The sequence below is a fragment of the Streptomyces sp. NPDC091272 genome (assembly GCF_044757485.1).
In the GTDB taxonomy this organism is placed as follows: domain Bacteria; phylum Actinomycetota; class Actinomycetes; order Streptomycetales; family Streptomycetaceae; genus Streptomyces.
Window position 1 is genome coordinate 128,380 of record NZ_JBIVVC010000016.1, and the last position, 12,883, is coordinate 141,262.

Below are 12,883 nucleotides of genomic sequence, written 5' to 3' on the forward strand. Positions count from 1 at the left end.
CGAATAATGGATCGATCGGTCAAATATCGGGGGAGAGCATGACCGTCACAGGCACCGCCCGCACCGCCCGCACCGCCCGCACCGCCCGTACTGTCCGTACTACCCGTACTACCCGCACCGCCCGCACCGCCGCCACGCGGCACCGACCCGCCTTCGTCCTCCTCGGCGGCGTCCAGACCACGCTGATCTTCACGCTCGCCGCGATCGCGGTGCCGCTGCCCCGCATCGGACGCGAACTCGGGCTGCAGCGCGCCGACTTGATTCTGCTCAGTGCTGCCTACGGGCTGACCTTCGCCGGCCTGCTGCTCCTCGGCGGACGCCTCGCCGACCGCTTCGGCGGACGGCCCGTCCTCAACGCCGGTCTTGTGCTCCTCGCCGTCGCCTCGGCCGCGGCCCCTCTCGCCCAGGACATCGGGACCCTCCTCGCGGCGCGCTTCGGCCAGGGCGCGGGCGCGGCCCTCGTCGCGCCGGCCGCCATGGCCGTGCTGCGCGTGGTCCTCCCCGACCCCGGCGCGTACGGCAGGGCCATGGTCACCTGGGGCGGGCTCTCCGTACTCGGCGCGACCGCCGGCAATCTGCTCTCCGGTCTCATCTCGGCCCTGCTCGACTGGCGTTGGGCCTTCGCCGTGCCACTGGTGGTCGCGGTCGCAGCCCTCGCCCTCGCCCCGAGGCTGCTGCCGGACACCGTCCCGAACCGGGGCAGAGCCCTTGACCTGCCGGGTGCCCTGCTTGCCACCGCCGGTATCACCCTCACCAGTTACGGGCTCGTCGTCACGGACGACCGGCCCTGGTCATCGGCCGTCGTCCTGGTGCCGCTGCTCGGCGGGGCAGCGCTGCTCGCCGCCTTCTGGTACGCCGAACACCGCGCGCGGGACCCGCTGTTGCCCATCCGCTTCCTCCTCGACCGGCGCCCGGCCCTCGCGCTCACCGCCATCGCCCTGAGTGCCTGCGGGACGGCGCGGAAGCCGTCACCACCGCCGGGCTCGGCACGGCCGCGGCAGGGCTCGCCCTCCTCGCGTTCACCGGGCTCGACGCACACCTCTGGTACGGGTACGGCTTGCTGCCCGGCCTCGTACTGCTGCCGGCGGGCGCCGCTGCCTCCTTCGCCGGAGCCGCCGTGCTCACGACCAGAGGCGTACCGCAGCAGCAGAGCGGGCTGGCGGGCGGTGTGCTGAACACCGCGATGGAGTTCGGTCCGACCGCCCTCTTCGCCGTCCTGCTCACGCTCGGCAGTGACACCGCCTCGCTGGCCACGGCCGGGGCCGCCCTCGCCGTCGCCGCCCTCCTCAACCACCGCACCAAGTAACCCGTCGGACCGACGTCACACCGGACCGACGTCACACCAACGAACAGCGCACCAGACCGACATCACACCAGGGAGTCACCGAGATGAACCGCTTCACCGGCAAGACCGTCCTCGTCACCGGCGCCGGCTCCGGCCTCGGCCGCGCCATCGCGCTCGCCTTCGCCGCCGAGGGGGCGTCCGTGGTCGCCGCGGGACGTACCGCCGCCACCCTCGACGAAACGGTCGGCCTCATCGAGGCGGCCGGCGGCGCGGCCGCTGCCGTCACCGCGGACGTCACCGTCTCCGCCCAGCTCCAGCACCTCGTGGAGGAGAGCGTCACCCGCTTCGGCGGACTGGACATCGCCGTGAACAATGCCGGCATCCTCCGCGGGAACGGACCCGTCGGCGAGGTGAGCGAGGAGGACTGGGACGCGGTCCTGCGCACCAATGTCACCGGCGTCTGGCTGGCCATGAAGCACGAGATCGCCCATATGAAGGAGAACGGCGGCGGCGCCATCGTCAACATCGCCTCCAACCTGGGCGCACACCTGCGGATCCCGAACGCCGCCGCGTACATCACCTCGAAGGCGGCGGTCTCCGCACTGACCCGCGCGGCCGCTCTCGACCACATCCATCAGGGCATCCGCATCAACGCGGTCAGCCCCGGCGCAGCCGCCGCCCCCATGTCGCTGCGGGCCGGCGAGACCGAGGCCGACCGTACCGAGCGGGTGAAGACGGAGAACCCCCTCGGCCGCGTCGCGGAGGCCGAGGAGGTGGCGGCGGCGGTGCTCTACCTCGCCTCGCCCGCGGCGGGCGCGGTGGTCGGCACCGACCTGGTCATCGACAGCGGTGCGGCGGCCTGACGGCCACGCCTGCGCCCGTTGACATGCCGAAGGCCGTGCTCCCGCGCCCCGTTCAGGCGCGGGCCGGTGCCTGCCCCACCGGTGCTTCGTCGTGGGCCGGGGCGGGGGAGCCGGCGCGTACGGCCGGGATGAGGCAGGCGACGGCTGCGGAGGCGAGTGCGACGCCGCAGCCGATCAGCAGGCCGGTCCGGAAGCCGCCCTCGGACGCGAAGGTCCGGCCGCCCATGGTGAGGGTCATCGGCCGAGGAGACGGCCAGGGGTCGGGGGAGTGCTAGTGGTCGGAGTAGCTGAAGTCGCCCACGGTCCAGGCGCTGATGTCCTTGATGGCCACCCGGTACATTCCGCCGGTTTCCGGGATGCCTACCGTGCCCTGCAGGATTCGGGCGACGTGGAAGTGCAGATGGGTCGGCGGCTCGTCCCGCTTCGCATGGGTGTGGAAGACGGCGGAGAACTCTCCCAGTGCATCGGAATCGGTGAGCACCTCCGACACCCGCAGCCGCCACACTGCTTCGGGAGCGAGCCGGCCGGTGATGACAGCACCACCGGTGACCACGGTCAGGGACATCTGGGTGCTCTGCCCGGATTCCACCAGGGCGGCTACGTCAACGAGCAGCGCGTCAGGCTTCGACATAGGACGGATTGTATCCGCCGGTCACACACCTGCTCAGGCGGAGGGGTGTTTTCGAACCCGCCACAGGCTTCCTGCGGGCAGGCGCGTCAGCGCCGGCCGAGGACACGCACCGGCACCTGCTGCCGCGTACCCTCGACCAGCTCCCCCGGGGGCCCGGGTGTCACTGAGCATCCGTGCCCCTCCGGCGCGTCCACAAGCTCCGCGGGACTGCCTACAGTTCGAGCGTCCGTAGATGACGCGGCTCAAGGACCCGTGCCCCGTACGCCGCGACCGTGGTGCGCAGTGACTCGACGGCCGCCTTGTTCACGCTTGCGGCGAGGTCGGGCTCGGGCCCGCGCAGTGAGGTGAGCATGTCGTCGTGATGGCTCGGTACGACGACGGGCGGAGCGCCGAGTGCCTCCATGACCCGCTCGACGTACCTGTGCACCGCGGTCTGACCGCTGACGCCCAGGACCAGGACGTCGGGGCGGGCGCCCGAGACCTCTCGCTCGACGAAGTTCGCCGTCCCGCTCAGGAACATCACCCGCAGCCTGTCGGCGCCCACCGTGACCTGGTACGCCAGCGTGCCGCCCTCGCGCATGTCGCCGAGGGTGCGGACCTGCGCGGGCGGGTCGTTGAGGGTGCCGGGCGCGAAGAAACCGTGACCGCCGTACTGGCTGTGCAAGCTGCGGAACGCCTCCACCGTGTACGCGGGCGTCGTCGCCGTCGGCCCGGCCGGGAACCTCAATACCTCCCCGCCGGTGAGTACGACGCACCCGTCGGTACGCGCACGGCTCGTTCCCATGCCCCGCAGCAGGTGCCAACTGGTCTCTCCGCAGAGGGTACGAATGGGGTGCTCCTGCCAGGCAGGGCGGTCGAGGAGGTGCGGTACGTCGAGCAGGTGGTCGAAGTGTCCGTGGGTGACGAGGACCAGGTCGGGCGGGGCCGGGAGGTGCCCGTTCACCACGTGCTCGACGAGGTCGGGCATCGGCTCCAACGGCCGGTCGGCGTCGATGGCGCCGGTGCCGGGGACGCGGTACTCCTGCCTGGAGAGGTACGGGTCGACCAGGATGTGGTGTCCCTCGAACGCCAGCTCCCAGCCGGCGACGCCCAGCCAGCGCAGCGAGACCGGGTGCCCGTCCCCGCGCCGCCGGGCCCGCTCGCGGGCAGCCCCCGCCTCAGTCGCCCCCGCGGCACCGTCGGCCCCCGCGGCACCGTCGGCCCCCGTGGCACCGTCCGTCCCCGTGGCACCGTCAGTCCCCGTGGCGGTGTCCTGCCCTGCGGCTTGTGCCTGCCCTGCGGTGCCCACCGTGAGTCCGATGCCCGCGGCGGCCGTTCCCCCCAACGCGCCGCGGAGCAGCCCTCGTCGGCCGATCTCGGACCCGGGCACCTCCGGTGCGCCGCTACCGTCTCCCACACCACCACACACACCGCACACGAAACTTCAGCCCCTTCTGTGTCGGAGTCACTTCGTGTGATCAAGGACGCCGCTCTCCTGGTGCCGGTTGCGGGGGGACGGACCTCGGCCCTGTGCAGGAAAACGGCGCAGTCGTCGGTGCTCCCAGACGTACACCTGCGGGCGGTCGGCGGTGGCCGCGACGTGCGGGCGGAACTCCGGGACGGAGAGATCTCGCGTCGAGTTGTTCGCATACGGATTCCCAGCCCGTGGGCGACCTTCTCCAGCTCCACCAGGACGCGGGAATTCAGCTGCGGATCCTGGGCAACCTGTGGGAGTTCTGGGAGGCGGTCACAGTGAGCACCTTGGGATTCGGCGGAATAGGTCTGAGAAGTGCGCTGCCCCGTCCTGAACGGCACTGACGTCCGCGCCCGGCCGGAAAAACACCCGACCGGAAAAACAGATGATGAATCCCGATGCCTGCCGGGCCTCATCCTTTCGTTCGAAATCCGACAGTGAATCGGAACCCGTAGCGGCCAATTGACTTTTGGTACAACGGGGATTGGACTTTCACGGCGGTGTCACGCAAAGTCTTCCCGACCGCAGGTGGGCCGTCGGCGGCTCCGGGATGAAGTGAGTCATTCAGGTGTTTGGCAAGGGCGTTGAATTCGCGGGTTCACGAATTCCCTTCCGTGGGCCGGTCATTCCCGCGACGGGTCGTTCGTACTGCCGGTTGGCCGAGGTTCTGGTGTCCGCGTGCTGAGCGCGGAAGCCGCGGTCCTCAGCCGCAAGCTGGTCCGGAGCTGGCTGCGGACCACGGACCCCGAGGAGACCGGCGAGGTGTACGCCGGGCTGCGGGGGGCCGGGCCGCTGGTCCGGGCGCCCTGGGGTGCGCTGCTCGTCCCGGGACACCGGGACGTGCGGCAGGGGCTGGTCGATCCGGCGCTGGTGATGCTGGACGCGCCCTGGCGGGACGTGCACACACCCGGCTGGCGGGGGAGCGCGGCGACCGAGGCGCTCTGCGGGTCACTGCTGATGCAGAATCCGCCGGAACACCCGGTCAACCGGCGCCCGTTGGTCGCCGCGCTCACCGCGCGCTCGGTGGCGTTGCTGGGTGACCCGATCCGGGAACAGGTCTCGGCCGCCGTCGCGGAGTTCATCGGCGTGCTGCGCAGGGACAGGACCGCGGACCTGATCGGCGACCTGTGCAAGAGGCTGCCCGCCGAGGTGCTGTGCCGGCTGACCGGACTTCCCGAGCAGGAGGCCGGACGGCTGGCGGAACTCGCCACGGTGATCTCCACCGGCGGCGAGATCCGCCGCCCCGTCGAGGAGCTCGCAGTGGCCGACCGGTCGGCGGAGGAACTGCTGTGCCTGCTGGCGAGGTTCACGGCCCGGCGGGACGCGTCGGTGCGGCCCGAGCCCGAACTCCCCTCGCGCATCTCGCCGTTCTCCTCGGGCCAGTTGTTCGTCATGAAGGTCGCGGGACTCTTCACCACCACGCATCTGCTCGGCAACCTGTGTGACCGGCTGCTAGACATGACCGTGGGGGCGCAGCGGAAGGCCACCGCCCCGGAGGGCCGCGGACCGCTGATCGAGGAGACGTTGCGCTGGGACCCGCCGGTGAAACTGGCGACCCGGAGGGCCGAGCGCCGCACGGTGCTCGGCGGCTCGGAAGTCCCGGCAGGAACGGTGCTGCACCTGATGGTCGGCGCCGCACACCGCGACCCGGCCTGCTGGCCCGACCCGGACGTGTTCGAGCCGGACCGGGACCACCGGCCCGGCTTCCCGTTCGGCCAGGGCGCTCACTTCTGTCCGGGCGCGGCACTGGCGCGGGCCCAGGCCGAGGCCTTCCTGGAGAGTTTCGCCGAACACCTGCCGGCCGTCAGGCGCGAGGGCCCGACGGTCCGCCGCCCCGGACCGAGTTTCACCGAACCGGTCACCCTGCCGGTCTCCCTGCGCTCGACCGCTCCGCGCACGACCGCGCTCCCACCCACTCCACGCCCCGCCGCATCGCTGCTGCCCGCACCGCACCCGACCGCGGCACCCCCCACCCCGCACCCGACCGCTCTACGTCCCGCCCGCACCGTGGCGTCGACGGCGGTCCGCCCCCTTACGGAGGACTCCGATGGCTGACCGTAACGACGCGTACTCCCGGCTGGTCCGCATTCTGATCGGCCCGCTGGAGGTCGACTTCGCGTTGGTCTCCCCCGAGGCCACCCTGTCCGAGCTGCGGTTGGACTCGCTCGCGGCGGAGGAGTTCGTCCTGCTGGTCGCCGAGGAGTTCGGCGGCGACGGCTCCGCGCCGTACGACCTCGGCGAGGTGCCGCTGGCAGAGCTCGCCACCCGGCTGGCCGGTGCCGGATCGGGCGCCGGTGAGCCGTGCCCTGCCGTGACGTGTGCTGTCGGACAGGGCCAGGCCGGGCCGGATGCTGCCGAGCCGAGTCTTGCCGGGCACGGCGGGGCCGGGCGGACCGGTGACGTCGGGCGGGTGTCCGGATGAACCGGGCGGTGGTGACCGGGATCGGGATGGTGACCCCGGCCGGTGTGGGTACGGAACGCAGTTGGGCAGCGATCTGCGCGGGCCGGCCGGTCGCGACGGCCGACCCCCTGCTAGGTGACTCCCCGGTCGGGATCTCCTGCCGGGTACCGGAGTTCGACCCGGTGGCCCTGCTGGGCGCGGGCCCGGCCCACCGGCTGGACCGCATCTCCCAGTTCGCCCTGACCGCGGTCCGCGAGGCGGTCGCCGCGTCGGGGCTCGTCCACCAGGACTGGGACGGCACCCGGGTGGGCCTGGTGCTGGGCATCGGCGGCTGGGGCTCGAACACGCTGGAGGCGCAGCACCAGCGGCTGCTGGTCCAGGGGCCGGCCAAGGTCAGTCCGTACTTCCTGCCGATGGCGCTGCCGACCGGGGCGATCGCGCCGATCGCCGTCGAATTTGGTGTGCACGGGCCGACCCATGTCGTCTGCACGGCCTGCGCCTCCGGCACCAGCGCGATCGGCCAGGCGCGGCAGCTGATCGCCACCGGGGCCTGCGACGTGGTCCTGGCCGGTGGCTGCGAGGCCTCCCTCACCCCGCTGATCAGTACCGGCTTCTCCCGGATGGGGGCGCTCTCGCGCCGGACCGACGACCCGGCCGGGGCGTCCCGGCCGTTCGACGCCGATCGTGACGGCTTCGTGCTGGGCGAAGGGGCCGCCGTACTGGTGCTGGAGAACGCCGTCCATGCGCGAGGCCGGGGCGCGCGTCCGCTGGCCACCGTGGCGGGGTACGCCGCGACCAACGACGCCTATCACGCGGCCGCCCCGGACCCGGCGGCCACGATGGCCACCGCCGCGATCCGCCTGGCGATCGCCGACGCAGGGGTGTCGGCCACCGAGGTGGACCACGTCAATGCGCACGGCACCGGCACCCGCCTCAACGACGTCACCGAGGCCCGCGCGATCGGCGCCGCCGTCCGGTCCACCCCGAGCGTCACCTCCGTCAAGGGCGTGACCGGCCACCCGTTGGGCGCCGCGGGCGCGATCGAGGCGGCCTGCACCGTGCTGAGCATCAGGGACGCCCTGGCCCCGCCCACCGCCAACCTCCGCCGGCTGGATCCGGAGATCGATCTGGACGTGGTCGCGGGACCGGCCAGGCCGCAGCGGATCGATGTGGCGCTCAGCCAGTCACTGGGCTTCGCCGGGCACAACGCGGTACTCGCCTTCACCTCGCCCTGACCCGTACCTGACCTACCGCGCTCGCCCGGGCCCGTACCGGACCTGCCTTCACCTTGCCCTGACCCGTACCGGGAGAACCCCCTCGCATGGACAGCACGATGCAGCGCACCACCTGGCAGCTCGTCGACGCCGCGGTCGGGTTCCTGGCCAGGCACTACTTCCGGGTCGAACTGATCGGCCTGGAGAACGTGCCGGACGAGGGCGGGGCGCTGCTGGCGGCCAACCACGCCGGCATGATCCCGCTCGACTCGGTGCTGATCGTGTCGTCCGTACGGCAGCATCACCCGCTGGCTCGTACCGTGCACGCGATCGCCGACGAACTGCTGTGCAAGGTACCGGTGTTGGGTGAACAGGCGCGGCGCTCGGGGCAGGTCTGGGCGACCGATCCGGCCGCCACCAGGCGGCTGCTGCGCGAGGGCGAGCTGGTGCTGACGTATCCCGAGGGCGTCCGCGGACTGGGGAAGGGCTACGCGAAGCGCTACCAGCTGCAGGACTTCGGCCCTGGCGGGTTCGCCGCCGTCGCGATGGCCACCGGGACGCCGATCGTGCCGGTCGCGGTGATCGGCACCGAGGAGGCGTATCCGGTGCTGGCCAACTGCAAACCGCTGGCCCGTCTGCTGGACCTGCCGTACGCCCCCGTCACCCCGACGCTGCCGCTGCTCGGCCTCGCCGGGCTGCTGCCGCTGCCCGCGAAGGTCACACTGGTCTTCGGCGAACCGATCAGGGCCGAGCCTGCGGCCCGCGCCGCGGCGGTGCGCGAGCAGGCCGGGGCCCTCGCCGGGCAGGTCCGCTCGGTCATCCAGACGGCGTTGGACACCTATGTCGGCCGTCGCCGGAACGGCGGCTTCGGCTGACCCCCTGCCCCTCCGGCCCTCTGACCTTCCGACCCTCCGTCCCTCCGGCCCTCACGGCCGTCCGGTCCGGTCCGGCGGCGAGCCCGGCAGCCGGCCGAGGAGGTCCGCGGCGTGGCGCAGGTCCGCAGCGGTGACGGCGCAGCGACGGGCGTGGCCCAGCAGGGCCAGCCGGAACTTCTCACCGACCGGGCCGTGCCACCTGGCGTCGTCGGCGCATTCGACCAGGCCGTCGGCGTGCCGGGCGAGGCGGGCCGCCCCTGCGGTGGCCAACCGGGCGTAGTGGGAGGTGGGTTCGCCCTGCGGGGCGAGGTCGCGGGAGGTACCGGTACGGCGGGGCTCCGGTCGGGCCGGGACCGGCTCGCCCTCCGGGTCGCGCAACGCCAGCCGCAGTGCCTCGGGGCCGAGCACCGCCGGCAGTCGGTGGCGGTCCAGCGCCGGGGCGAGCAGGACCGGCCGGCTGGCATTCCCCACCGCGTCGACCACGCTCCGGGCCACCGCGACGGCGAGGTCGGTGGCCCGGCACGGGTCGGCAGAGGCGCACAGCGGCGACGTGAGCGGAGCCGGCCGGGCCCCGTCCGCCTCCCGGCGGGCCAGCGCGTTCAGTACGGCCGACGCGCACAGGATCGTGGACCCGGCGGGGACCTCGGTGCCTTGCCAGTCGAAGGGCCGTCCCGTCCGGTACAGCGTGGCGGCCACCGGTGGCCACAGGTCGAGCGCGGCCCGGACGGTGTCCTGTGCGCGGTCCTGACCGGTGTCGGCAGCGGTACCGGGGTCGGGGTCGGCGACGGTGCCCAGCGCGAGGGCGAGCGGGACGGTGTGGCAGAGCGCCTCCGTCACCAGGGCCAGGGTGTGTTCGACGGCCGGCGCCACTTCCTGGAGCTCGGCACGCCGGGTCAGGTAGCCGGCCAGACCGCTGCGGGCCGAGCCGCCCAGGTAGGGGGTCAGACGTCGACGCAGGGCCTCGGCCCAGTCGGCCTGGCGACGCGTGCCGGTCGCCTGCACCGTGGCGGCGACCAGGCGGCTGAGTACGGTGTCGTCGGCCGCCGCTTCCCCCACCACCAGCCGCCGGGCGATCCGCTGGGCCGCCTCGGTCCAGTTCGGGGCGGGGATCAGGTCCTCGGAGTCCCGGTGCGCCAGCAGCCGGACGGTCTCCTGGGCGGCGACCGCGGCGGCGGTCCGCTCCAGGGCCCGCGCGGGGTAGCGAACGGGTGCACAGGCCGGCTGACCGTGCGGACGGCCCGCGTGGTCCAGGCCCGCGCCTGGTTCCAGCGCGCCCGCCGCGCGAGCCGCCAGGAGCAGGTCGCCGGCATCCGCCGCGCCGACCGGAACCAGATAGGTGCCGAGTGGGGTGGGCAGCCGGAGCGGGTGTCCGGCGTGCACCTTGTTCAGGTGCCCGGCGAGCAGCTCGGTGAGTCCGTCCAGGGTGAGCGCCCGCATACCGAGGGCACGGGCGGGCGCGTCCAGCCACGGCAACTGACGTGCCGTCAGCAGTGCGCCGAGCAGGGCGCCTTCGTAGGACCAGAGGGCCGATGGCCTGGGCGGTCGCGCCGGCGTCGTGGTTGTCGTGGTCACCTGGGGGGGGCCTTCCGGGGTCAGTGGTCGCGCAGCAGATAGAGCTGGTTGCCGACGATCTCGCCGTCGTAGCGGCTCAGCAGCATGTTGGCCGTCTCCCGCTGCGGTGCGGCGAGGCCCCGCAGCGAGATCGCGTACGCCTGCGGGGAATGGCTGAGCGGGTAGTCGAACGTCGAGTCCAGCCAGGCCAGTTCGGTCCAGTCGGCGGGGACGTCGTGCGGGGACGCGGGGCCGCGGCCGTCCATGCCGGTGATGACGTCGTACCCGTTGACCAGGCTGATCACCTTGGTGTCCGGGTCGGCCGGGCGCTTGTCGTCGATCGCCGATCCGGTGGGCAGGACATGGGTGAGCCGATAGGTGGTGACGAACTCGAGGTCCGCCGCCAGGTTCATCGCGGCCATGCCGCCGAGACTGTGCCCGATGATCATCAGCTCCGCGCCGAGGGGGACGCCCGCGGATTCCAGGGCCCGTCGTGCTGCCCGGGTGTACGTGGTGTCGGTGTGCAGCGTGTTGTCGATCCCGCCCATGATGTCGGCGGGTGTGTTGTTGCTCGGCCTGGCGAAGGAGAGCCCCGGCAGCAGCAGGACGTAACGGGTCGTGCCGTCGGTGCAGTGGATCCGGCGGAGCAGCGCGGCGCCGTGGTTGCCGAGGGCGGCCATGTTGTCGAGGTAGCTGGTGATGTCGTTCACCGAATCGGCCATCACCTGCGCCAGCAGCGGGTCGGGATCGACCGCCTCGGCGCGGCCGGGACCGCGCTCCAGATGGGAGATCCAGCCGGACGGCAGGCCCACCACCGGGTCGGTGGGCGGGAGTTCGCCGTGCAGCAGCGCCCAGGCGGCGTCGTCGTTGAACGGGTTCTCGTCGAACAGGCCCGCCCAGGCCAGCAGTTCCTGGGCCACCGGTCCGACCGTGGTCAACGCCCTTGTCACACCGAGGCGTTCGACGAGGGCGAGCCAGGCCCGCAGGGTCGCGGGGCGGTCCCTGGCAGCCACCGCCTCGACCAGAGCCGCCACCAGGGGCGACTCCAGGTTGGGATGCTCGAATGCCGCGGCCCTCACCCGCAGGTCGAACGCGTCCGCCGCCATCGCCACGGCGGCGGACCTGCGCCGGGCCAGCGCCCCGGCCCAGCGGAACGCCTCGCCGACGGCCCCGCCGACCGGGCCGAACCCGAGTCCCGCCGGGTTGAACAGGGCCCGCGCCACCGAGGCGGCGGCCATCGCGGCGGGCACCGGCTCGCGCATCGCGTCGAGCGCGAAGCGCCAGCCGGTCACGCCGGCAGTGAGCCCCGCGCCCGCCCTGCGGACTTCGAGCGCGGCCTCCGCGAGCAGGACGGACGCCCGCAGGAGGAGTTCCGGATCGGGGCCCGCCGTCGTCGGCTCGGGCCGTCTCTTCTCGGCAGAGGGGCGCAAGATCTCTCCTTCACGGGCACGCCGTCCACCCGCACGAGCGCGCTGTCCAGTAGGCCGCACGCTCGGTGCAGCCCGCCCCTGAGTACCACCGACGTCCGCTCCGGGCCTGCCCGGCGGCCCGGTGCGCTCGTACGTTCACCCGGACGTGTCGCGGGCAGCGGACACCGGTCGTCGCCGACGCCGGCGCGACCTGCCCGTCTCGGGGCCCACTGCGGCCGCCCTACGGCTTCTCCGCCGCGCTCATGCGCCGGGCCAGCTCTGCGAGCCGATAGTTCTGCGCCTTGGCCGCCTGCCCTACGACCAGGGCCCGCAGCGGTCGCGGAAAGGTGACCCGGACACTCTCGTGCAGGTGGGTTCCCGCGCTGTCCGTGGTCAGATCGACCGTCGCCTCCAACCGGACCCGGCCCGGACTGCGGACCTGGCTGACGATCCGCCGGCCGGGCCGCGGGAAGGTCATGGTCACCCGTATCGGGTTGTCCCAGCGCAGTGGCCCGAGCCGGAACCGTTCGACGGCGACGTACCGCACCTCGTCCGCCGAGAGGTGGACGTCCCGTACGGCGATCACCAGCGGCGACAGGCCGACATAGCTGTCCGGGCGGGCCAGGTGGTCGAACACGGCCTCCGCGGGGCGGGCGACCGTGACGCCGCGGGTGAACTCCTCGGTGAGCATGGGCACATCATGCCCGGGGCCTTCGTGCGGGGTCGATCCCGGGCCGCCGGAAGTCCACGCAACGGGCCGGTGGCACGGCGGCCGTGCTCTCCTCCCGGCAGTGCGGTCCGCCGCGGAACTCACCCTCCCGCGAGCCTGACCGCCCTGCTCAGGGCCGCGACGAGTTCGCGGTTGCTCACACCTTTGAGTACGTACTCGCACACGCCGACGCTCATCATCTGCTCGCGGGAACCCTTGTCGTCGTACGCGGAGAACGCCACGATGCGGCTGGCCGGTGAGCACCGTGCGATGTCTCTGGCGACGGCCGGACCGCCTCCGGGAAAGCGCATGTCCAGCACCACCAGGTCCGGTTGCCGGGTGCGGGCGAGCCGTACCGCCTGCTCGCCGGTCCGTGCGGTGCCCACGACCGTCAGGTCCGGTTGTGCCTGCACGACCTCGATCAGGGTTTCCAGCAGCAGCTGGTTGTCGTCGCACAGGATCACGCGGAACGGTGGGCCGGGGGAGCCGCCC

Annotated in this window: 13 protein-coding genes and 1 pseudogene; 7 read left to right on the forward strand and 7 right to left on the reverse strand. The window is 72.9% G+C overall.

Going from position 1 to position 12,883, the window contains the following annotated elements:
• Positions 1-38: 38 nt before the first annotated feature.
• Together ACIQM4_RS32100 and ACIQM4_RS32105 are read left to right on the forward strand one after the other, a co-directional pair.
• Positions 39-1,306: pseudogene (locus tag ACIQM4_RS32100) on the forward strand (MFS transporter).
• 83 nt (positions 1,307-1,389) lie between these two features.
• On the forward strand, positions 1,390-2,148 hold the full coding sequence (locus tag ACIQM4_RS32105; RefSeq protein WP_401598716.1) for an SDR family NAD(P)-dependent oxidoreductase: 759 nt from the start codon (positions 1,390-1,392) through the stop codon (positions 2,146-2,148).
• 52 nt (positions 2,149-2,200) lie between these two features.
• On the opposite strand, the gene ACIQM4_RS32110 is transcribed toward ACIQM4_RS32105, so the two are convergent.
• The 3 genes from ACIQM4_RS32110 to ACIQM4_RS32120 form a co-directional block, all read right to left on the reverse strand.
• Complete coding sequence (locus ACIQM4_RS32110; RefSeq protein WP_401598718.1) at positions 2,201-2,386, reverse strand: hypothetical protein; 186 nt, start codon at positions 2,384-2,386, stop codon at positions 2,201-2,203.
• Between the two features lie 33 nt (positions 2,387-2,419).
• The gene (locus ACIQM4_RS32115) at positions 2,420-2,779 is read right to left on the reverse strand and encodes a hypothetical protein (RefSeq protein ID WP_401598720.1); all 360 of its coding nucleotides are present in this window, start codon (positions 2,777-2,779) and stop codon (positions 2,420-2,422) included.
• Positions 2,780-2,990: 211 nt separating this feature from the next.
• Positions 2,991-4,175, reverse strand: a complete 1,185-nt coding sequence (locus tag ACIQM4_RS32120) for an MBL fold metallo-hydrolase (protein WP_401598722.1) — start codon at positions 4,173-4,175, stop codon at positions 2,991-2,993.
• A gap of 248 nt (positions 4,176-4,423) precedes the next feature.
• On the opposite strand from ACIQM4_RS32120, the gene ACIQM4_RS32125 reads away from it, so the two are divergent.
• From ACIQM4_RS32125 to ACIQM4_RS32145, 5 genes are all read left to right on the forward strand, one after another.
• Positions 4,424-4,576: a DUF6886 family protein gene (locus ACIQM4_RS32125; protein WP_401598724.1), complete on the forward strand. Its 153-nt coding sequence runs from the start codon at positions 4,424-4,426 to the stop codon at positions 4,574-4,576.
• Between the two features lie 334 nt (positions 4,577-4,910).
• Positions 4,911-6,287, forward strand: coding sequence for a cytochrome P450 (locus tag ACIQM4_RS32130; protein WP_401598726.1), 1,377 nt, complete (start codon positions 4,911-4,913; stop codon positions 6,285-6,287).
• Positions 6,280-6,654, forward strand: coding sequence for an acyl carrier protein (locus ACIQM4_RS32135; RefSeq protein ID WP_401598728.1), 375 nt, complete (start codon positions 6,280-6,282; stop codon positions 6,652-6,654). The genes ACIQM4_RS32130 and ACIQM4_RS32135 overlap by 8 nt, the downstream gene beginning before the upstream one ends.
• Positions 6,651-7,868 carry a beta-ketoacyl-[acyl-carrier-protein] synthase family protein gene (locus tag ACIQM4_RS32140; protein WP_401598730.1) on the forward strand — a complete coding sequence of 406 codons (1,218 nt, stop codon included), beginning with the start codon at positions 6,651-6,653 and terminating at the stop codon, positions 7,866-7,868. The genes ACIQM4_RS32135 and ACIQM4_RS32140 overlap by 4 nt, the downstream gene beginning before the upstream one ends.
• A gap of 86 nt (positions 7,869-7,954) precedes the next feature.
• Positions 7,955-8,722, forward strand: a complete 768-nt coding sequence (locus tag ACIQM4_RS32145) for a lysophospholipid acyltransferase family protein (RefSeq protein ID WP_401598732.1) — start codon at positions 7,955-7,957, stop codon at positions 8,720-8,722.
• 51 nt (positions 8,723-8,773) lie between these two features.
• Here the strand turns inward: ACIQM4_RS32145 and ACIQM4_RS32150 are convergent, their stop codons facing one another.
• The 4 genes from ACIQM4_RS32150 to ACIQM4_RS32165 form a co-directional block, all read right to left on the reverse strand.
• Positions 8,774-10,294, reverse strand: a complete 1,521-nt coding sequence (locus ACIQM4_RS32150) for a hypothetical protein (protein WP_401598734.1) — start codon at positions 10,292-10,294, stop codon at positions 8,774-8,776.
• Positions 10,295-10,314: 20 nt separating this feature from the next.
• A complete protein-coding gene (locus ACIQM4_RS32155) occupies positions 10,315-11,703 on the reverse strand; it encodes a hypothetical protein (RefSeq protein WP_401598735.1) in 1,389 nt (462 codons plus the stop codon).
• Between the two features lie 220 nt (positions 11,704-11,923).
• Entirely contained in the window at positions 11,924-12,373 is a 450-nt protein-coding gene (locus tag ACIQM4_RS32160; RefSeq protein WP_401598737.1) for an SRPBCC family protein, read from the reverse strand.
• Positions 12,374-12,492: 119 nt separating this feature from the next.
• A complete protein-coding gene (locus ACIQM4_RS32165) occupies positions 12,493-12,855 on the reverse strand; it encodes a response regulator transcription factor (protein WP_401598739.1) in 363 nt (120 codons plus the stop codon).
• Positions 12,856-12,883: the final 28 nt, after the last annotated feature.

Bases quoted from the DNA above. Each gene is read 5' to 3' on its own strand.
- ACIQM4_RS32105 (WP_401598716.1), top strand. From the start codon at position 1,390: ATGAACCGCTTCACCGGCAAGACCGTCCTCGTCACCGGCGCCGGCTCC.
- ACIQM4_RS32110 (WP_401598718.1), bottom strand. From the start codon at position 2,386: ATGACCCTCACCATGGGCGGCCGGACCTTCGCGTCCGAGGGCGGCTTC.
- ACIQM4_RS32115 (WP_401598720.1), bottom strand. From the start codon at position 2,779: ATGTCGAAGCCTGACGCGCTGCTCGTTGACGTAGCCGCCCTGGTGGAA.
- ACIQM4_RS32135 (WP_401598728.1), top strand. From the start codon at position 6,280: ATGGCTGACCGTAACGACGCGTACTCCCGGCTGGTCCGCATTCTGATC.
- ACIQM4_RS32140 (WP_401598730.1), top strand. From the start codon at position 6,651: ATGAACCGGGCGGTGGTGACCGGGATCGGGATGGTGACCCCGGCCGGT.
- ACIQM4_RS32145 (WP_401598732.1), top strand. From the start codon at position 7,955: ATGGACAGCACGATGCAGCGCACCACCTGGCAGCTCGTCGACGCCGCG.
- ACIQM4_RS32160 (WP_401598737.1), bottom strand. From the start codon at position 12,373: ATGCTCACCGAGGAGTTCACCCGCGGCGTCACGGTCGCCCGCCCCGCG.